Origin of the sequence: Amycolatopsis azurea DSM 43854, assembly GCF_001995215.1 — a bacterium.
GTDB lineage: Bacteria > Actinomycetota > Actinomycetes > Mycobacteriales > Pseudonocardiaceae > Amycolatopsis > Amycolatopsis azurea.
On the sequence record NZ_MUXN01000003.1, the window covers coordinates 38,277 to 55,465 of the forward strand.

The following is a 17,189-nucleotide window of genomic DNA, read 5'->3' on the forward strand; positions in this document are numbered from 1 at the left end:
GTGGCAGGGCTGAGCCGGTTCGGCCGTCGTTGTCATGCCGAAGGGTGATCAGGGTTTCGTCGGCGGCAGGCCGAACCGGGCGAACAGGCCCGGATCGAGGAACGAGGTGATTCCGTTGATCTTGTCGTCCCGGAGCGAAAGCACGTTGATCGACCAGGCGTGGTGGACGGCGTCCGCTGATTCGCCGAGATAGCACGCGACGGCGGGCCGGCCATTGGCGGTGACGACCTCGTTGCGCCAGCTCGGGCACCGGCCGATCGGGACTTCGACGGCGAAGTCGGAGACGGCTTCGATGCCGCGATACCAGTGCGCGAGCGGCGGCATCGACCACGTGACGTCCTCGGTCAGCAACGCCACGAGCGCGTCGGCGTCGCCGCGGTCCAGCGCGGAGGCGAAGTCCGCGGCGATCGCGCGGATCCGCGCGTCTTCGAGCTTCCGCGGCGTCCGCTGCCCGCCCGGTGGCGGAACCTTCTCGGCCACGATCGCCCGCGCGCGTTGCAGCGCGCTGTTCACCGCCGCGGCCGAAGTGTCCATCATGGACGCGATCTCGGCGGCGGAGAAGCCGAGGACGTCGAAGAGCAGCAGGGCGGCCCGCTGGTTGCCCGGCAGGTGCTGCAACGCGGCGACGAAAGCCAGTTCGACTGCCTCGCGCTGTTCGTACCGGACGTCCGGTACGGCCGGGCCCAGGTTCCCGTCGGGGTACGGCCCGAGCCACGCGACCTCGGTCACCGGGACTTGCTCCAGCACCGCCCGTTCGCTCGACGGGCCGAGGTCCATCGGCAGGGCACGCTTGCCGCGCGCCGCGGCGGTGTCGAGGCAGGTGCGGGTGGCGACGGTGTAGAGCCAGGTCCGCATCGAACTCCGGCCCTCGAACCGCGCCAGCCCCCGCCAGGCCCGCAGGAGCGCGTCCTGGAGGGCGTCGTCGGCGTCGTGGGCCGAGCCGAGCATGCGGTAGCAGTGGGCGTGCAGCTCTTGGCGCAGCGGCTCCACCAGACGATTGAACGCCGCGTCGTCCCCGTTGCGGGCTTCGGCGACGTCCGGGTCCTCGGTGCGCGGGCTTTCTTCGCTCACGGTCGAAGTTCGTTCCCTTACTTGGCGCGAAGCGCGGTGACGGCCGGGGTGAACATCGTCGTCTTGATCGCGGCCAGCGTGCCGCGGTCCTTGCCCGCCAGCGGGCGGACGAGGTCGGCCGCGTATTCCAGCAGCGCGGATTTCTCGGCGACGGCGTCCACGAGTCCCAGATCGCGCGCGTCCGTGCCGCCGAAGCGCCGTCCCGTGGTCATCGACGCGATCGCGGCGGCGGGGGTGATCTTGCCCTGGATGAGCCCGGCCATCCCCGGCGTGAACGGGATGTTGATGTCGGCTTCGGGGAAGCAGAAGTACCCGCGGTCGGCGCGCATCACCCGGAAGTCGTGCGCCATCGCCAGCATCGCCCCGGCGCCGAAGGCGTGCCCGTTGATCGCGGCGACCGTGTGCACGCCGAGGGTGAGCACACGCGCCAGCAGTTCGTGGACGTCGGCGACGTACTGCGCGGCCTGGGCGGGGTTGCTCGTGAGCCATTCGAGGTCGAGGCCGTTGGAATAGAACTTCCCGGAGCCGACCGTCACCAGTACCGCCGGATCCGGATAGGCGACGACGGTGTCCAGCTGGCTGTGCACGGTTTCCAGCCAGGACGGCGAGAAACGGTTTTCGTCGTCGCCGAGGTCCAGGAGGAACACCGGGGCGTCGTGACGAAGGGTCGGCATGGTCAGTCCTTTCGTGGGGGTGGGAGCAGGAGTATGGCGTGCACCGCGGCGGCCAGGCGGACGCGGGAGTCTTCGGGGATCGGTTCGCCTGCGGTAAAGGCGCGGCGGAACAGGGCGGTCGGCAGATCGACCACGCAGGTGGTCAGTACCTCGACCGCCGGCGCGTCCCGCCTGTCCCAGAGCCGTTCGGCGAGCCTGACCAGGAGCGTGACCAGGCGTTTGTCGAGCGCCAGGAGGTCGCCGGCGAGGTCTTCGGGTACCTGCGGGCCGAGCAGGTGCTCCTTCTTGACGGTGATGAGCAGACGGGCCGCGTCCGGCCTGCGGTCGGCGAAAGCGGCCGGCGCGTCCGCCGCGGCCGCGACCGCCTCGGCCGGGTCTCCGGCCCGGTCGGCCAGTTCGGTCTGGAGGTCGAGGAACTCGCTCGCCGCGCGGAGCCAGACGCGGGCGAGCAAAGCGCCGAGCGAGCCGAAAGCGTGGTAGATCGTGCCGTTGGGGACTCCCGCGGCGGCCGCGAGCGACCGGACGGTGACGCCCTGGGCGCCGCGCTCGACGACGAGGTGTTCGGCCGCGTCGAGCAGCCGGTCCAGGTCGTGCACGCGGGGGCGGGCCATGGGGCGAGAGTAACAGAGCGTTTGCTCCAAAACTGTGGAACGGCCGCCCCGGACGCGGTTTCGCCGGTTGTGACGTGCTTCACGCGTCGCGCTGTCACATCGGTCCGGCGGCCGGGGTCAACCCGGCGAACCACCGAAACCCCAAGGAGAAACCGAAATGACCACCGCTTACGTCATCGTCACCGTCTTCGGAGCGTTCATGGCCGCCTTCTCGGCCGCCTCGATCTTCTTCCGCGCCAAGTGGGTCGTGCAGCCGCTGGCCGACTACGGCGTCCCGCGCACCTGGTGGACCCCGCTCGGCGTCGCCAAGGCTGCGGGCGCGCTCGGCCTGATCGCCGGGCTGTGGGTGCCCGCGCTCGGTGTCGCCGCCGGGATCGGCCTGGTGCTCTACTTCGCCGGCGCCGTGATCACCGTGCTCCGCGCGCACTGGGCGTCGCACGTCGCGTTCCCGCTGATGTACATGGCGCCCGTCGCCGCGTCGCTGGTGCTCGGATTCGCGGCCTGAAGTCAGACGCTGCGCAGCACCGAGACCACGACTCCCAGCACGGCCGCGCGATCCCCGTCGATGACGTCGTAGGCGGGGTTGCGCGGTTCGAGGTACACGTGACCGTCGCGGCGGCGGTACACCTTCACCGTGGCCTCCTCGTCGATCATCGCGGCGACGATCTGCCCGGAGTGCGCCTCCTGCTGCTGCTTCACCACGACGATGTCGCCGTCGCAGATCGCCGCGTCGATCATCGAGTCACCGCGCACCCGCAGCCCGAAGACGTTGCCCCGCCCGGTGAGTTCACGCGGCAGGGTCATCACGTCGTCGACGTGCTCGACGGCCGAGATCGGCGTTCCCGCGGCGATGTCGCCGACGACGGGAACCGGCACGGAGTCCTCTGTGGACTCCCGCGACGTCGTGCCGTGCAGGAAGGCACGGACGTCGATGGGGCGGGAGATGGAGCTGCTGCGGCGAAGGAAACCCTTCTCCTCCAAGGCCGCCAGATGCTTGGACACCGAGGACGTCGAGCGCAGCCCGACCGCTTCGCCGATCTCGCGCGTGCTCGGCGAGTACCCGTGCTCCACCACCCATTCGCGGATGGTCAGCAGGATCTTCTGCTGGCGCTCCGGCAGCGAAGCGGCTTCCTCGAACACGTCAAGATCGTGGTAGGCGGTCATCAGCGGAATGGTAGTTCGTGCAGACCGCCGCGATCGCCGCGGTGTCCCAGTAGAACGGCCGCACCTCGGTGATGCGCCCGTCCTCGACGGTGATCGTCTGCAGGATCGGGAAGTCCAGTTCGCGGCCGGTGACCCTCGACCGGACGTGCACGTGCGTCAGGACGACCAGCGGGCTCGTCTCGCTCAGGAAGCTCTGCTCCACCAGGTCGAAGACCTCCCAGGTGTCGCTCATGGCGGCGAAAAAGCGCTCCATGTCTTCGTGGCCGCGCCAGATCCCGCCGTACGGCAGGCCGTCCGCCTGGTGCAGCACCACGTCGGGGGAGAAGAACGGGGCGAGCGGCGCGAACGTCGTGTGGCCGGGGCCGCCCGCGGCGAAGTAGGCGGATTCCGCCGCGTACATGCCTTTGAGTACGGCGAGGGTGTCTGTCGTCGAGGTCACGACGACCACTGTGGCGCGCGGCCAGGGGAAACGCTGGCGGATATCGGCCGTGAAGATCGGCCGGATGGCCGCCCCGGCCGGACCGAAAGTCCGATCCCGCGGACGCTTCCGCGAGGTTGACTCGATCGTATGAACACGAAGATCACCGCGGCGGTCCTCGCCGCCGCGACCGCCACTGTCGCCCTGTCCGGATGTGGGCTCAAGGAAGGCTTGACCGAAAAGGCGAACGGGCACGTCAAAACGGTCGGCTACACGACCGGCGCGGAGGGCAAACGCGACGAGAAGGCCAGGCTGCCGGAATGGGTTCCGGACCGGGCGAGGTCGGTCACGGAGGTCATCCGGACGACGGGTTCGGAGCGGATCCTGCGGTTCACCGGCGGGACGCTGCCCGCCGAATGCGTGCCGGGAGCCGCCGCGACGCAGGCGGCCACGCTCGTCGCCCAGTGGTGGCCGCAGGGACAGGAGAGCCGGACCGACAAGGTCTGCGGCGAATGGCACGTGCTCGTCCAGGGCGACGACGTGTTCGCGTTCAAGCCGGAGACGCTGGTGAGCACGAGGTCCTGAGTCACTCTTGCGGGGACAGCGCGTCGACGCAGGCGGCCAGGCCGTGCAGCAGCCGGTCCCGATCGGCGGGCGAAAACGGTTCGAGCATCCGTTTCTCCACGGCGCGGACGAGACCGCTGGCGGCGCGGAGTTGGGCGCGTCCGTCGGGAGTGAGCGTGCTGGGCAGGGCGCGGCCCTGCGGCGCCGTCGTCGGACGGGTGACCAGCCCGCGGTCCTGCAATCCGCGCAGCACCAGGTTCATCGACTGCCGGGTGACGAACACGGCCCTGGCCAGTTCCGCGTTGGACAGCCCCGGCCGCTGTGACAGCACTTCGAGGCACGAGTACTGCGGCACCGTGAGGTCGAGGGGCCGCAAGGCGGTGTCCATGGCCGTGCGCAGCGCAGTCGCCGCTCGTTTCAGCAGGTACCCCACCGACTGGTCCAGTGGTCCGACCGTCTCGCCTTGACTCATGTCAGCATCATGACATACCTTTTGCGATGTCAACACGCTGACATGGAGGACGACATGACCGTGACCGGACCCGATTTCTTCTCGCTGCAGGTGCGCGACCTCGACCGCGCCGCCGCGTTCTACGAGACCCACCTCGGACTGAGCAGGCTGCCCGTCGCACCACCCCACGCGGTGGTGTTCGGCACCAAGACGATCCCGTTCGCGGTGCGGGAACCCGTGCCGGGGACCGACCTCGACGCCATCTCCCCGCGGCCGGGGTCAGGGGTGGCGATGTGGCTGCACGCCGACGACACCCAGGCGCTGCACGACCGGCTGGTCGACGCGGGCGTCACCATCCTCACGGAGCCGTTCGACGGACCGTTCGGCCGCACGTTCGCCTTCGCCGACCCGGACGGCTACGCGATCACCATGCACGACAAGGCCTGAGCCCAGCTGCCGGAGCAGTGCGAGGGCCCGCGCGTCGGAAGAGCCCGCGGGAGTCGTGCACACGATCAGCAGCTGATCCGGCGAGCGGGCGATCGACAGGGTCTGCTGGGTCACCGTCACTGTGCCGACGACCGGATGACGCAGCTCGTAGGCCGCCGCGTCGCAGGGCTGCACGCGGTGATCGCCCCAAAGCGAAACGAACTCGGGGCTCTTCATGGTCAGCTCGCCGATCAGCTCCGCGAGCAGCGGATCGTCGGGATGCCTGCCGACGGAGATCCGCAGGTTCCCCACCACCGCGCGGATCTTCCGCTTCCAGTCGGCGTACAGCTCCCGGTTGTGCGGGTCCAGGAACAGCATCCGGCTCATGTTCGGCCGTCGCGCCGGGTCGTCCGGGGCGTGGAAATCCAGATGCCCGCCCAGCAGGGCGTGGCCGAGGGTGTTCCACGCCAGGACGTCCGAGCGGCGGCCGAGCACCAGCGCGGGCGCGTCGACGGTGCTCAGGAGGTCCCGGGTCTCGTCGTGGAGTTTCTCGGGCCGTGGACGGCGCGCCCGCGGCGTGCGGCGGGCGGCATCGGCGAGCCGGTCGAGGTGTTCGCGTTCGTGGCCGTCGAGCCGGAGCGCGCGGGCGATGGCGTCGAGCACCTCGGCCGAGGCGCCGCGCGACATGCCCTGCTCCAGCCGCGCGTAATACGAGACGCTGACACCGGCGAGCTGGGCCAGTTCCTCACGCCGCAGCCCGGCCACCCGGCGGCGCGCCCCGAAGTCGCGCAGGCCGACGTCTTCCGGCCGCAGCTGGGCCCTTCGCGCCTGCAAGAAGTCGCCGAGCGGGCCAGGTCCGTCCATGATCCCGAGTATCCGTGGCCTGTCCCTCCGCAGCCACACCCTCCCAGTGGGAGGACAACAGGGGCGTGGTTCGCGTCCGGCGGGCCGGACAGGCTCGGTCCCATGGACGAGATCACCCTCGGAGACGTCACGGTCACCCGCGTCAAGGAGTTCTACGGCTCGCTCGGCATGGCCCCGGCGGAGTTCCTGCCGGACAGCCCGGACGGCTCGTGGGACGAGCATCGCGGCTGGCTCGTGCCCGACTTCTGGAACCCCGAGACGAACGAATGCCGCGCCGCGCTCCAGTCCTGGCTGATCCGCAGTGAAGGGCGCACGATCCTCGTCGACACCGGCGTCGGCAACCACAAGGACCGGCCCTACGCGGCGGTCTGGAACCGGCTCGACACCGCCTACCTCGACAACCTCGCGGCGGCAGGCGTGCGGCCCGAGGACGTCGACGTCGTCGTCAACACCCACCTGCACATCGACCACGTCGGCTGGAACACCCGGCTCGACGGCCGCACCTGGGTGCCGACCTTCCCGAACGCCACGTACCTGATGGCGCGGCCCGACTTCGAGTTCTGGAACCCCGCCGAAGCGCACGATTCCGTGCTGGGACGCGGAAATCAGAACGTCTTCGAGGACAGCGTCGCGCCGGTCCACGAGGCCGGGCTGACCCACCTGTGGGACGACACGTACCGGATCGACCGGAACCTGCGGCTCGACCTCGCCCCCGGTCACACGCCCGGCTCGTCCGTGCTCGTCCTGGAATCGGGCGGTGAACAGGCGTTGTTCGTGGGAGATCTCGTGCACACCGCGCTGCAGATCGTCGAGCCGGACACCAATTCGCCCTATTGCGAAGACCCGGCCGGCTCCCGGGCCACCCGGCACAAGCTGCTCGGGCAGGCCGCCGACGGCAACGCCCTCGTCTTCCCCGCGCACTTCGGTGCCCAGGGCGCCGTGCGGGTCGAACGCCGGGGGTCGAAGTTCGCGATCGCGCGGTGGGCAGGCTTCTCCCACCTCTCCTGAGAGGACCGTTTTCGTGTACCCGCAAGCAGAAACCCCGACGGGCGCGGTGCGCGGCCACCGCGATTCCTTCGGCGAGCTCTACCGCGCAATCCCGTACGCGGCCGCTCCGGTCGGTCCCGGACGCTTCCATCCGCCGGTGCCGCACCCGGGCTGGTCCGGCGTCCGCGACGCGACCAGGCCCTCGCCGACGGCGCCCCAGCCGGTGCGCGACTTCGGCGCTCTCGACATGACGCCGTACTTCGGGCCGGGCTGGGTGCGCGGCGAGGAGTATCTGACCGTCGACGTCTCCACGCCCGCCGCGGACGACGGACGGCGGCCGGTCATGGTCTTCGTGCACGGCGGCGGTTTCGTCACCGGCTCGAACCGTGCCGCGCTCTACGACGGGAGGGCGTTCGCGCGCGACGGCGTCGTCCTGGTGACGGTGAACTACCGCCTCGGCGTTCCCGGTTTCCTCGATCTGGCGGGTGCTCCCGTCAACCGGGGCCTGCTCGACGTGATCGCCGCGCTCGGCTGGGTGCGGGACACGATCCCGGCGTTCGGGGGAGACCCGGACAACGTCACCGTCTTCGGGCAGTCCGCGGGCGCCACGCTCACCGGGGCGTTGCTGGCGACGTCCGAGGCCAAGGGGCTGTTCCGGCGGGCGATCGTCCAGAGTGGCAGCGGGACCGGCGCTTTCACGCCGGAGCAGGCGGGCCGGGTCACCGCAGCGGCGGCTTCGGCGCTCGGCGTCGAGCCCACCGCGGAAGCGTTCGGGGAGATCCCGGACGAGCGGTTCCTGGAGATCCTGCCCGCGTTGGCCGGTCTCGATCTGCGGACCGGAACCGCGCCGGATCCCTTGGCGGGGCTGAGCCCGTTCAGCCTGGTGCTGCCGGTCCAGCCCGCCGACGCTCTCCTCGGCGGCGACGTCGACCTGCTCATCGGCACCAACACCGAGGAGGGAAACCTCTACGGCACGGCGGATCCCGCCGCGCTCGGGGAAACGCTGTTCGGTGCCGGAACAGCGAAGCTGACGCGGGCGCACGCGCGGGCCTCGGGCGGCCGCACGCACGTCTACTCGTTCGGCTATCGCTCGACGGCGTCGGGCGGACGGCTCGGCGCCGCGCACACCGTCGAGCTGCCGTTCGTCTTCGACGTCGCCGACGAGCCGTGGCTGCACGGCGAAACCGGTCTGCTCGGTCCCGATCCCGTCCCGGAAGGGCTCGCGGCCAGGATGCACGGCGCGTGGGTCGCGTTCGCCAGGACCGGCGACCCCGGCTGGGCGGAGTACGACGCCGTCGAATTCTTCGGCTGACAGGACGTGCCAGGCCGGTGCCAGCGTGGTGTGCGTGGCCTGCCAGCGGACCGCGACAGTCTCTGGAATGTCATTCCAGTAGCGAATCCGAGGAGTCACCATGAACACCCCTGTCACGATCATCGGCGCCGGTCTCGGCGGTCTCACCCTGGCCCGTGTCCTGCACGTCCACGGCATCCCGTCCGCGGTCTACGAAGCGGAAGCGTCCCCGACGGCGCGGCTGCAGGGCGGGATGCTCGACATCCACGACTACAACGGCCAGCTCGCCCTCGATGCGGCGGGACTGATGGACGAGTTCCGCGGCATCGTCCTGGAAGGGCGCCAGGCGCTGCGGGTCCTCAACGTCGACGGAACCGTGCTGTTCGAGCGGGCCGACGACGGCACCGGCGGCCGTCCCGAGGCGCAGCGCGGCGACCTGCGGAAGATGCTGCTCGACTCGCTCCCCGAAGGCACCGTCCGCTGGGGCCACAAGGTCACCGGTGCCCGGACGCTCGACGACGGCCGTCACGAGGTGACGTTCGAGAACGGCGCCACCGTCGTCGCCGGACTGCTGGTCGGCGCGGACGGCGCGTGGTCGCGGATCCGGCCGCTGCTCACCGGCGCCACACCCGAATACAGCGGGACCTCGATCGTCGAGACCTATCTGTACGACTCGGAAACGCGGCACGCCGCCGTGGCGGAAACGGTCGGCGGCGGGTCGATGTTCGGGAACGGCATCGAGCCGGGCCTGGGCATCAACGCCCACAGGGAAAGCGGCGACACCTTGCACGCCTATGTGGAGCTCAACAAACCGCTGGAGTGGTTCGACGCCATCGACTTCACCGACGCGGAAGCTGCCAAGGCACGGATCGTGGCGGAGTTCGAGGGCTGGGTTCCGGAGCTCACCGCGCTGATCACCGAAAGCGACATCGCGCCGATCCACCGTCCCGCCTACGCGCTGCCGTCGGGGCTGCGGTGGGAGCGCGTCCCGGGCGTGACCCTGCTCGGCGACGCCGCCCATCTCGCGCTGGCGAACGGGGAAGGCGCCAACCTGGCCATGCTCGACGGCGCCGAACTCGGCAAGGCCCTCGCGGCGCGTCCCGGCGACGTCGAGGCCGCGCTCGCCGAGTACGAGCTGGCGATGTTCGTCCGCTGCGAAACGCCCTTGGAGGAGGACTTCCTGCTCGAAAGCATCTTCGGCGACGAGATCCCCCAGCAGCTGCTCAACATCTTCGAGCGGCGGGATGGCTAATCTGGCGTGATGCCGGTCGGTGCGCACGAGGTCGAGGTGTTCGAGAAGGCCCGTGGCCGGTTGGAGGCGATCGCGTATCGGCTGCTGGGGTCGGCGACCGACGCCGAGGACGCGGTGCAGGACACGTTCCTGCGCTGGCAGTCCGCCGAGCGCGAGTACGTCGAGACGCCCGAGGCGTGGCTGACGAAGGTGCTCACCAACCTCTGCCTCAACCGGCTCACCTCGGCTCGTGCCAGGCGGGAAAGCTATGTGGGCCAATGGCTTCCCGAGCCGGTCTTCGAGGGGGACCGGATGCTCGGCCCGGCCGACACCGCCGAGCAGCGTGAATCGGTGTCGATCGCGATGCTCACGCTGATGGAGCGGCTCTCGGCCAAGGAACGCGTCGTGTACGTCCTGCGCGAGGCTTTCGGGTACTCGCACGCCGAGATCGCCGAGGTGCTCGACGTCACCGAGCCGAATTGCCAGCAGATCTACCGGCGTGCCAAGCAGCATCTGGCCGCCGACCGGCGCCGGGTGGAGGTCGACGCGGCCGCGGCCCGCAAGATCGTCGAGGAATTCCTCGCCGCGGCGCTCAGCGGCCGCACCGACGCGCTGGTGCGGCTGCTGACCGACGACGCGATCAGCGCGGACGACGGCGGCGGCGTGCGCTTCTCGCTGCCGCGGCCGGTCACCGGCGCGCTGCGGGTGGCGAGGTTCCTGCAGGGGCTTTTCAAGCCGAGCGCCGCCCAGTGGTCGCTGATCGGCGAGAAGCCCACCCTGTTCCCGGCCTTCGCCAACGGCGCGCCCGCGCTGGTGCTGATGGTGGAGGACAGGGTCGCGGCCGTCGTTTCCCTCGACGTGACCGACGACGGCATCACGGCGATCCACACCCAGGCGAACCCCGCCAAGCTCGAACGCGCGGCGAGCAGGTGGGCCACCTCCGAACGCGGGGAGCCGCTCGCCGTCGAGTGGTGACCCGGATCACAGGTCACTCCTGTCAGGTTTCGTGCCGCTGTCCGGTTCAGGAAGCGACATCGACCGGAAAGGCACGATCATGATCCTGATCACCGGAGCGAACGGCGTCGTCGGACGCCACGTGATGAATGTGTTGCTGGAGCAAGGCGTCTCCGTCGGCGCGGTCACTCGCGGCGCCGACGGGACACGGCTCCCCGACAACGTCGAAGCCGTCGTCGGGGACTTGGCCCGCCCGAGCTGGATCGAGACGGCGCTGGAAGGAGCCGAAGCGATCCAGATCAGTCCGCGGGCCACCGGCGCCGGCCTCGAAGAGCTCCTGAAGCTGGCCGCCGAACGAGGTGTCCGGCGCGTGGTGCTGCTGTCGGCCACGACTGTGGAGTACCCCGCCGGGGAAGCCCGTTTCGCCGCCCAGTTCGAACACGCCGAAGACCTCGTCGCCCGCTCCGGTCTGGAGTGGACGGTGCTGCGCCTGGCGGATTTCGCCGCCAACGCGCTGGCCTGGGTGCCCCAGCTCAAGGCGGGCGACGTGGTGCGCGGCGCGTACGGCCGGGCCGCCAGCTCCCCGATCCACGAAACCGACATCGCCACTGTCGCCGCGCGAGCCCTCCTCGGCGGCTTCCCGGCGGGATCGGTGTACACCTTGACCGGCCCTCGATCAGTGGACCAGTACGAAAAGGTGCGGCTCCTCGGCGAGGCCGTCCACCGGCCACTGTCCTTTCAGGAGCTTCCCCCTGAGCAGGTGCGGCAGGCGATGCTCGCGCAGGGGCTGCCCGAGGAAGTCCCCGCCCGCCTGCTCGGTTCCCTGGCGGACTACAGCGTTCACCCCGGCCCCACGACCACGACGGTGGAAGAACTCCTGGGCAGGCCCGCGCTCACGTTCGCCGACTGGGCGCGCGACAACGCGCCGGCTTTTCAGGCCCAGCCGACCTTTTCGTAGAACGGGGTGATCCACGCCCGGAACCGTTCCCCGTGGATCTCCTGGGCGGCGGCGATCACGGCGTCCGGATCCTCGGCCGGTTCCAGGCCGCGTTCCCGGAGCCACTCGATGAACAGCTCGTGCGAGCCGCTGTGCTCGTAGTCTTCGTCGCGGAAGTAGTAGGCCGACTCGTGGTCGACCGTGATCTCGACGTCGTAGCCCAGCAGCCGTAGGAAGTCTCGGAAGTCGCGGGCGATGACGTACTCGCCGCCTTCGTCACCGAAGATCACGACAGGCAGCTTGGTGAGGTCCGGCTCGTCGGAGGATCGCCAGATCGCATACGTCGAGCCGGTCCCGTTTGCCTGGGCGATGGGGATCAACCGCGTAAGGAACCCGGGGTCGGTCATTTCCCCGGGGAAGCAGTTCTTGTTGTCGTATCCGTACAGCTCGAAGCCGCCGGCGAGGAAGTCACTGGTCGAGTCGTAAAGGTCCTTCAGATCGTTCAGGACCGGGATCGGGGAGTACACGCGGCAACTCTATGCCGGTGGACCTTGGCTGTCGCTGATCGCGTTGGCGTTGTCGATCTGGGCCATGTGCTCCTCGGCCCAGGCCCGGAGCGCCGCCAGCGGGATCTCGAGCGACGAGCCCAGCTCGGTGAGCCGGTAGTGCACGCGCGGTGGCACGGTGGGCTCCACCCGGCGGGCGGCGAGCCCGTCGCGGATCATGCCGCGCAAGGTCGTCGACAGCATTTTCTGTGACACGCCGGGCATCCGGCGGCGCAACTCGGCGAAACGCACCTCGTGCGGTGCCGCCTCCGCGAGGACCTTGACCGCCATGGACGTCCACTTCGTGCCGATGCGGTCCAGCAGCTGCCGGGTCGGGCACTGGGGATCGAACAAGTCACCGCGCCCGCTTCGTGCCGGTTGGGAGGTCACCTGGAACTCACCACCTGGGGGGAAGGTGCCGTCTTGGCAGCACGATCGAAGTTACCTAGCGTTTCCAAGTAACCAATGGTAACCAGCTTGGAGGCGTCGTGTCCGTAATCCCTTCGCTCCGGCGGATCGCCACCAACGGCATCCGAGCCAACGTGGCCGTCGCCGGCTCCGGGCCGGCGGTCCTGCTGCTGCACGGCTTTCCGCACACCTGGCGGCTGTGGACCGAGGTCATCGGCCCGCTGGCCGAGCACCATCGGGTCATCGCCCCGGATCTGCGCGGGCTCGGCGCCAGCACCCGCGCGGCGGAGGGCTACGACGCGGGCACGCTGGCCGCCGACGCCGAAGGCATCCTCGACGCCCTCGCGGAACCCGATGCGGCCGTGGTCGCCATCGACGCCGGCACCCCGGTCGCCTTCCTGCTCGCGATGCGGCGGCCGGACCTGGTGCGGCGCCTGGTCGTGATGGAGTCGCTGCTGGGTTCCCTGCCCGGCGCCGAGGACTTCCTCACCGGCGGCCCGCCGTGGTGGTTCGGGTTCCACTCCGTTCCCGGTCTGGGCGAATCGGTCCTGATCGGACACGAAGCGGAGTACCTCGACTGGTTCCTCACCGCGGGCACCCACGGCCGCGGCGTACCGCCGGAGATCCGCGACGCCTTCGTCAGCGCCTACACAGGACACGACGCCCTGCGCTGCGCCTTTTCCTACTACCGAGCCCAGCCAGCCAGCGCGCGTCAGATCAGCGAAGCGGTGGCGGGTGGCCGGCTCACCATGCCCACCATGACGATCGGCGCGCACCCGGTCGGCCGTGCGCTGGAACAGCAGCTGCGCCCCGTCGCCGACGACCTCACCGGTCATCTCGTCGAGGATTGCGGGCACATCATTCCGCTGGACCGGCCCCGGGAACTGCTCCGCGTCCTGGCGCCCTTCCTCGCCGCCGACCTGCCGGATCAGGCGGTCGGGCGGCCCGCTCCGGCGTAGTCGTCGCCCTGCTTCCGGTAGGTGTGCACCTGCACCGCCTGCCCGGTCTGCGGGGCGTCGATCATCTGCTGGTTCCCGATGTACAGCCCGACGTGGTGGATCTTCGTGTTCGGCTCGCCGTAGAAGATCAGGTCGCCCAGCTGGGGATCGGTCACCCTGCTGACGCTGTGGTACTGCGTGTGGGCGGTGCGCATGAGCCGGACGCCCGCGCTCGCGTACGCGGCCGTCGTCAGGCCGGAGCAGTCGAAACCGGGGTCGCCGCCGCCGGTGCCGTTCCCGCCCCAGACGTACGGCAGGCCGATCTTGTCGATGGCGAAGTTGACCGCGCTCAGCGCCGCCGCGTTCGGCGGCTGCGGGCTCTGGCCGACGGTGCCGTAGACGTTCACCGTCGCGAGGGTGCGGTGCATCAGCAGCGGCGCGGGCTGCAGGGTGCTGACCGCGTTCCACCAGGTCTGGCCCTGGCCGAGGTCGCGCCCGCCCGCGCACAGGGCGCGGCCCGCGGTCAGCGTGGCGTCGTCGATGTTCTGCGGATTCGGTTTCGCGCCGCTCGCCGAGGCCTGGAACTGGTTCCACACCGCGGGGGTCAGCTGTAGCGGTCCGCTGGCGTTCGCGGACGAGACGACCTTGTTGTAGAAGTCGCGGACCTCGACGGCGCCGAGCGGGACGGTCATCACGCCGTCGGCGTTCACACTCGAACCGGTGGCGCGGCCGTGGTCCGAGGCGATCTTCCCGAGCGCCGCCAGCGTCACCCAGGACAGCCGGCAGCCCGGCGTCTCCTTGCTCAGCGTCACGGTGGTCTTCGCGTAGCCGGTCATCGCGCGCAGCGGGATGTCGAGCCAGCCGCTGGTCTTCGAAACCCAGGCGTCGAACTCCGTCCCCATCTGCTGCGGGACCTTCGGCTGTTCCTTCGGCATCTCCGCGGGGGCGGACGACGAAGGCGGCGGTGAGGGCGGCGTCGACGACTGGACGGCGGCGGCCTCCGTCTTCGGCTCGTCCTTCGGCGCGAAGGTGATGGCGGCGATCAAGGCGGCGCCGGCGACGACCACGGCGGCGATGATCACCGGAAGTCTGCGGCGGCGGGAGGTCTGCTGCTCCATCACCGGCTCCCGGTGAGGGAGCCGAGGACGAACTCGCGGAAGGCGTCGACATCGGTGGTCAGCGCGACGTCGATGGTGCGGCCCGGTACGGCCTGCGGATCGGTGCTTCGCAGCCTTCGCCGGTCCACGAGTGTCGCGCCGCGCGCTGGGCCGAAGCCGCACTCGACGTCCACGGGGTACGACTCGGTGTGGAGGATGCCCGGCCGGATCGCTTCGGCCACCGCCACCGCGTCGTGCATGACCATCCCGGGGAAACCGAGGATCGGGGTGTAGTGCTCGACGTAGGTCGGGGTCAGCGCTTCGAGTGCCGCGCCGAGCGGGCCGGACGCGGCGAGCTTGCCGAGCCAGCCGGTGTCGACCGAGCACTGGTGCGTGATGTCCAGCGGCACCAGCACCGTCGGGATGTCCCCGTCGACCAGCACCCGGCGCGCGGCTTCGGGGTCGCTCCAGATGTTGAACTCGGCGGCCGTGGTGGAGTTCCCCTTGGTCACCCCGCCGCCCATGATGACGATCCGGCCGATCTTCTCGCGGACCTCCGGATGCGCCGCCAGCAGCAGCGCGATGTTCGTGAGCGGGCCGATCGGGGCGATGGTCACCGGTTCGTCGGCGGCCTCCAGCAGATCCACCAGCAGGCGGACGGCGCCGCGTTCGTCGAGCGGGCGCTTCGCCTCCGGCAGTGTGCCCGCGTGGCCGGACAGGCCGTCCTCACCGTGGACGAACCCGGCGGGTTTGGCGTTGTCGTAGACCAGCGGACGCGAGGCGCCGGCAGCGACGGGAACGTCTTCGCAGCCGAAGAGCTGCAACAGGCGGCGCGCGTTCGCGGTGGTGTGACTCAGCGGGACGTTGCCGAACACCGTGGTCACACCGAGCAGGTCTACGTCCTCGGACTGCGTGGCCAGTGCCAGCGCGAAGGCGTCGTCGACCCCCGGGTCGGTGTCGATGATCAGCTTGGTGCCCATGCGCGTGCTCCCCTTTGCGGTCGGCGGCCTGATCACAGGTTACGGTCACCGGTATGACGTCCATGTGGGGTGCGCCCGCGCTGACGCGGCTCCGTGCCTGGGGCCAGGCCCGCCGTGATCCGCGTCAGGCGAAGTTCCTGACCAAGGATTCGCTGCGCTGGGTGCTGCGGAACCGTGCGTACACGCCCTGGTACCTGGTCCGGTACTGGCGGTTGCTGAAGTTCCGCGTCGCGAACCCGCACATCATCCTGCGGGGGATGGTGTTCCTCGGCAAGGACGTCGAGATCCACTGCCGCCCCGGCTACGGGCGACTGGAGATCGGCCGCTGGGTGCACATCGGCGACGGCAACGCCATCCGCTGCCACGAGGGTTCGCTGCGCATCGGCGACAAGGCGGTGTTCGGGCGCCAGAACGTGCTCAACGGCTACCTCGACATCGAGCTCGGCGCGGCCACGCTCGTCGCGGACTGGGTGTACATCTGCGACTTCGACCACGTCACCACCGACATCACCGTCCCGATCAAGGACCAGGGCATCGTGAAGTCGCCGGTGCGGATCGGGCCGGACACCTGGATCGGCACCAAGGTCTCCGTACTCAAGGGCACCCGGGTCGGCCGCGGCTGCGTCCTCGGCGCGCACGCCGTGGTGCGCGGCGACATCCCGGACTACTCGATCGCCGTCGGTTCGCCCGCCCGCGTCGTCCGGAACCGGCAGGACGACTACGCCGCCGACGCCGCCCGCCGCGAGGCCGTCGCGGACATGGCGCGCAAGGCGAACAAGGCGCTCCAGAAGACCCTGGGCGTCGATTCCTGAAGTGCGTGTCGTCCGTCTGATCACGCGTGTCGTCCGTCCAAGCACAGGAGCCGTCCGTCTGAGCACATACGTCGTCCGTTTTCGTACCACCGGCGGCCGTGATCAGGCGGACAGCATTCGTGATCAGACGGACGACACGCGTGCTTGGATGGACGACACGCGTGATTGACCGGCAGGCTAGCCGCGCAGCTGCTCGCGGACCTCCATGAGCGCGAAGCCCAGGAGGTTCTGCCCGCGCCAGTAGTCGGGGCGCGTGGCGTTCTTGTCCTCGCGGGCGACGCCGCTGCCCCAGACCAGGTCCATCTTCGACGCCTCGACGATCACCTTGTCGCCCGTGCTCAGCAGGAACTCCCGCTCCTCGGCGTGCTGGCGGAACTTCTCCAGGTTGCCATCGACGACGACGTCGAAACGGTGCCGCTCCCACACCTCGGCGTCGAAACCGGTGACCTCGCGGCCGAGGATCTTGGCGGTCTTGGGGTCCGCCGCCTGACGGATGGCCGCCGCGGCCTCGTGATCACCGAACAGTTCGGCCTTGCCCGCCATCATGTAGTGCTCGGCCGTCGGGTACCGCTCGCCGCCCGCGACGAACGGCGCGAGCCACCACTGGCTCAGGCAGGCCGCGTTGACCCGGCCGCTCTTGAGCGGGGTGTGGCCGTAGAAGAGCTGGTACTCGGGCTCCGCGCCGCTGTGGACCAGCTCGCGCAACGCATCGAGACTCCGGACTCCGTCGACCTTGCTCACCATGGCGACCAGTGGACCACAGACC

Annotated in this window: 21 protein-coding genes and 1 pseudogene; 10 read left to right on the forward strand and 12 right to left on the reverse strand. The window is 70.1% G+C overall.

Annotated features, from left to right (window positions below):
• Positions 1 to 48 precede the first annotated feature (48 nt).
• The 3 genes from B0293_RS05625 to B0293_RS05635 are packed head-to-tail and all read right to left on the reverse strand — an operon-like array spanning position 49 to position 2,356.
• The gene (locus B0293_RS05625; RefSeq protein WP_005167876.1) at positions 49 to 1,071 is read right to left on the reverse strand and encodes a sigma-70 family RNA polymerase sigma factor; all 1,023 of its coding nucleotides are present in this window, start codon (positions 1,069 to 1,071) and stop codon (positions 49 to 51) included.
• Between the two features lie 17 nt (positions 1,072 to 1,088).
• Entirely contained in the window at positions 1,089 to 1,745 is a 657-nt protein-coding gene (locus B0293_RS05630; RefSeq protein WP_005167878.1) for an enoyl-CoA hydratase-related protein, read from the reverse strand.
• A 2-nt stretch (positions 1,746 to 1,747) separates the two neighbouring features.
• Positions 1,748 to 2,356, reverse strand: a complete 609-nt coding sequence (locus B0293_RS05635; protein ID WP_039919935.1) for a TetR/AcrR family transcriptional regulator — start codon at positions 2,354 to 2,356, stop codon at positions 1,748 to 1,750.
• Positions 2,357 to 2,513: 157 nt separating this feature from the next.
• Between B0293_RS05635 and B0293_RS05640 the strand changes: the two genes are divergently transcribed.
• Positions 2,514 to 2,861, forward strand: a complete 348-nt coding sequence (locus B0293_RS05640) for a DoxX family protein (protein WP_005167880.1) — start codon at positions 2,514 to 2,516, stop codon at positions 2,859 to 2,861.
• 2 nt (positions 2,862 to 2,863) lie between these two features.
• Here the strand turns inward: B0293_RS05640 and lexA are convergent, their stop codons facing one another.
• Both lexA and B0293_RS05650 read right to left on the reverse strand, forming a co-directional pair.
• Positions 2,864 to 3,520 (reverse strand): transcriptional repressor LexA, encoded by a 657-nt coding sequence (lexA, locus tag B0293_RS05645; protein ID WP_039919936.1) that lies wholly within the window; start codon positions 3,518 to 3,520, stop codon positions 2,864 to 2,866.
• Entirely contained in the window at positions 3,498 to 3,959 is a 462-nt protein-coding gene (locus B0293_RS05650; RefSeq protein ID WP_245192181.1) for a nuclear transport factor 2 family protein, read from the reverse strand. The genes lexA and B0293_RS05650 overlap by 23 nt, the downstream gene beginning before the upstream one ends.
• Before the next feature lie 129 nt (positions 3,960 to 4,088).
• Between B0293_RS05650 and B0293_RS05655 the strand changes: the two genes are divergently transcribed.
• Positions 4,089 to 4,523, forward strand: a complete 435-nt coding sequence (locus tag B0293_RS05655; RefSeq protein WP_005167885.1) for a hypothetical protein — start codon at positions 4,089 to 4,091, stop codon at positions 4,521 to 4,523.
• Position 4,524: 1 nt separating this feature from the next.
• Here B0293_RS05655 and B0293_RS05660 read toward each other — a convergent pair whose 3' ends face one another.
• On the reverse strand, positions 4,525 to 4,974 hold the full coding sequence (locus B0293_RS05660) for a MarR family winged helix-turn-helix transcriptional regulator (protein ID WP_005167888.1): 450 nt from the start codon (positions 4,972 to 4,974) through the stop codon (positions 4,525 to 4,527).
• Between the two features lie 54 nt (positions 4,975 to 5,028).
• Here B0293_RS05660 and B0293_RS05665 point away from each other — a divergent pair, with 54 nt between their 5' ends.
• Positions 5,029 to 5,400, forward strand: coding sequence for a VOC family protein (locus B0293_RS05665; protein WP_077241250.1), 372 nt, complete (start codon positions 5,029 to 5,031; stop codon positions 5,398 to 5,400).
• Between the two features lie 24 nt (positions 5,401 to 5,424).
• On the opposite strand, the pseudogene B0293_RS05670 reads toward B0293_RS05665, so the two are convergent.
• A pseudogene (locus B0293_RS05670) lies at positions 5,425 to 6,465 on the reverse strand (helix-turn-helix domain-containing protein); the annotation flags it as partial.
• Between B0293_RS05670 and B0293_RS05675 the strand changes: the two are divergent.
• The 5 genes from B0293_RS05675 (at position 6,346) to B0293_RS05695 (ending at position 11,664) form a co-directional block, all read left to right on the forward strand.
• Positions 6,346 to 7,251: an MBL fold metallo-hydrolase gene (locus tag B0293_RS05675; protein ID WP_005167892.1), complete on the forward strand. Its 906-nt coding sequence runs from the start codon at positions 6,346 to 6,348 to the stop codon at positions 7,249 to 7,251. The pseudogene B0293_RS05670 and the gene B0293_RS05675 sit on opposite strands and share 120 nt — an antisense overlap.
• A 13-nt stretch (positions 7,252 to 7,264) precedes the next feature.
• A complete protein-coding gene (locus tag B0293_RS05680; protein ID WP_005167893.1) occupies positions 7,265 to 8,542 on the forward strand; it encodes a carboxylesterase/lipase family protein in 1,278 nt (425 codons plus the stop codon).
• Positions 8,543 to 8,642: 100 nt separating this feature from the next.
• Positions 8,643 to 9,773 carry an FAD-dependent oxidoreductase gene (locus B0293_RS05685; RefSeq protein ID WP_005167895.1) on the forward strand — a complete coding sequence of 377 codons (1,131 nt, stop codon included), beginning with the start codon at positions 8,643 to 8,645 and terminating at the stop codon, positions 9,771 to 9,773.
• A gap of 9 nt (positions 9,774 to 9,782) precedes the next feature.
• Positions 9,783 to 10,727 (forward strand): RNA polymerase sigma-70 factor, encoded by a 945-nt coding sequence (locus B0293_RS05690; RefSeq protein ID WP_039919939.1) that lies wholly within the window; start codon positions 9,783 to 9,785, stop codon positions 10,725 to 10,727.
• A gap of 79 nt (positions 10,728 to 10,806) precedes the next feature.
• Complete coding sequence (locus B0293_RS05695; RefSeq protein ID WP_039919959.1) at positions 10,807 to 11,664, forward strand: NAD(P)H-binding protein; 858 nt, start codon at positions 10,807 to 10,809, stop codon at positions 11,662 to 11,664.
• Here B0293_RS05695 and B0293_RS05700 read toward each other — a convergent pair.
• Both B0293_RS05700 and B0293_RS05705 read right to left on the reverse strand, forming a co-directional pair.
• On the reverse strand, positions 11,640 to 12,170 hold the full coding sequence (locus B0293_RS05700; protein ID WP_005167901.1) for a hypothetical protein: 531 nt from the start codon (positions 12,168 to 12,170) through the stop codon (positions 11,640 to 11,642). The genes B0293_RS05695 and B0293_RS05700 overlap by 25 nt on opposite strands.
• Positions 12,171 to 12,179: 9 nt before the next feature.
• On the reverse strand, positions 12,180 to 12,542 hold the full coding sequence (locus B0293_RS05705; RefSeq protein ID WP_005167903.1) for a winged helix-turn-helix transcriptional regulator: 363 nt from the start codon (positions 12,540 to 12,542) through the stop codon (positions 12,180 to 12,182).
• A 143-nt stretch (positions 12,543 to 12,685) separates the two neighbouring features.
• On the opposite strand from B0293_RS05705, the gene B0293_RS05710 reads away from it, so the two are divergent.
• A complete protein-coding gene (locus B0293_RS05710; protein WP_077241255.1) occupies positions 12,686 to 13,555 on the forward strand; it encodes an alpha/beta fold hydrolase in 870 nt (289 codons plus the stop codon).
• On the opposite strand, the gene B0293_RS05715 is transcribed toward B0293_RS05710, so the two are convergent.
• Both B0293_RS05715 and B0293_RS05720 read right to left on the reverse strand, forming a co-directional pair.
• On the reverse strand, positions 13,525 to 14,652 hold the full coding sequence (locus B0293_RS05715) for a C40 family peptidase (RefSeq protein ID WP_005167906.1): 1,128 nt from the start codon (positions 14,650 to 14,652) through the stop codon (positions 13,525 to 13,527). The two genes, B0293_RS05710 and B0293_RS05715, sit on opposite strands and share 31 nt — an antisense overlap.
• Positions 14,652 to 15,611: a nucleoside hydrolase gene (locus tag B0293_RS05720; protein WP_005167907.1), complete on the reverse strand. Its 960-nt coding sequence runs from the start codon at positions 15,609 to 15,611 to the stop codon at positions 14,652 to 14,654. The genes B0293_RS05715 and B0293_RS05720 overlap by 1 nt, the downstream gene beginning before the upstream one ends.
• 53 nt (positions 15,612 to 15,664) lie before the next feature.
• Between B0293_RS05720 and B0293_RS05725 the strand changes: the two genes are divergently transcribed.
• Positions 15,665 to 16,423 (forward strand): acyltransferase, encoded by a 759-nt coding sequence (locus B0293_RS05725; RefSeq protein WP_005167908.1) that lies wholly within the window; start codon positions 15,665 to 15,667, stop codon positions 16,421 to 16,423.
• Positions 16,424 to 16,600: 177 nt separating this feature from the next.
• Here the strand turns inward: B0293_RS05725 and B0293_RS05730 are convergent, their stop codons facing one another.
• Positions 16,601 to 17,167: an NADAR family protein gene (locus B0293_RS05730; protein ID WP_209437375.1), complete on the reverse strand. Its 567-nt coding sequence runs from the start codon at positions 17,165 to 17,167 to the stop codon at positions 16,601 to 16,603.
• Positions 17,168 to 17,189 lie beyond the last annotated feature (22 nt).

Bases quoted from the DNA above. Each gene is read 5' to 3' on its own strand.
- B0293_RS05630 (WP_005167878.1), bottom strand. From the start codon at position 1,745: ATGCCGACCCTTCGTCACGACGCCCCGGTGTTCCTCCTGGACCTCGGC.
- B0293_RS05635 (WP_039919935.1), bottom strand. From the start codon at position 2,356: ATGGCCCGCCCCCGCGTGCACGACCTGGACCGGCTGCTCGACGCGGCC.
- B0293_RS05640 (WP_005167880.1), top strand. From the start codon at position 2,514: ATGACCACCGCTTACGTCATCGTCACCGTCTTCGGAGCGTTCATGGCC.
- lexA (WP_039919936.1), bottom strand. From the start codon at position 3,520: ATGACCGCCTACCACGATCTTGACGTGTTCGAGGAAGCCGCTTCGCTG.
- B0293_RS05655 (WP_005167885.1), top strand. From the start codon at position 4,089: ATGAACACGAAGATCACCGCGGCGGTCCTCGCCGCCGCGACCGCCACT.
- B0293_RS05660 (WP_005167888.1), bottom strand. From the start codon at position 4,974: ATGAGTCAAGGCGAGACGGTCGGACCACTGGACCAGTCGGTGGGGTAC.
- B0293_RS05665 (WP_077241250.1), top strand. From the start codon at position 5,029: ATGACCGTGACCGGACCCGATTTCTTCTCGCTGCAGGTGCGCGACCTC.
- B0293_RS05675 (WP_005167892.1), top strand. From the start codon at position 6,346: ATGGACGAGATCACCCTCGGAGACGTCACGGTCACCCGCGTCAAGGAG.
- B0293_RS05685 (WP_005167895.1), top strand. From the start codon at position 8,643: ATGAACACCCCTGTCACGATCATCGGCGCCGGTCTCGGCGGTCTCACC.
- B0293_RS05690 (WP_039919939.1), top strand. From the start codon at position 9,783: ATGCCGGTCGGTGCGCACGAGGTCGAGGTGTTCGAGAAGGCCCGTGGC.
- B0293_RS05695 (WP_039919959.1), top strand. From the start codon at position 10,807: ATGATCCTGATCACCGGAGCGAACGGCGTCGTCGGACGCCACGTGATG.
- B0293_RS05715 (WP_005167906.1), bottom strand. From the start codon at position 14,652: ATGGAGCAGCAGACCTCCCGCCGCCGCAGACTTCCGGTGATCATCGCC.
- B0293_RS05720 (WP_005167907.1), bottom strand. From the start codon at position 15,611: ATGGGCACCAAGCTGATCATCGACACCGACCCGGGGGTCGACGACGCC.
- B0293_RS05725 (WP_005167908.1), top strand. From the start codon at position 15,665: ATGACGTCCATGTGGGGTGCGCCCGCGCTGACGCGGCTCCGTGCCTGG.
- B0293_RS05730 (WP_209437375.1), bottom strand. From the start codon at position 17,167: ATGGTGAGCAAGGTCGACGGAGTCCGGAGTCTCGATGCGTTGCGCGAG.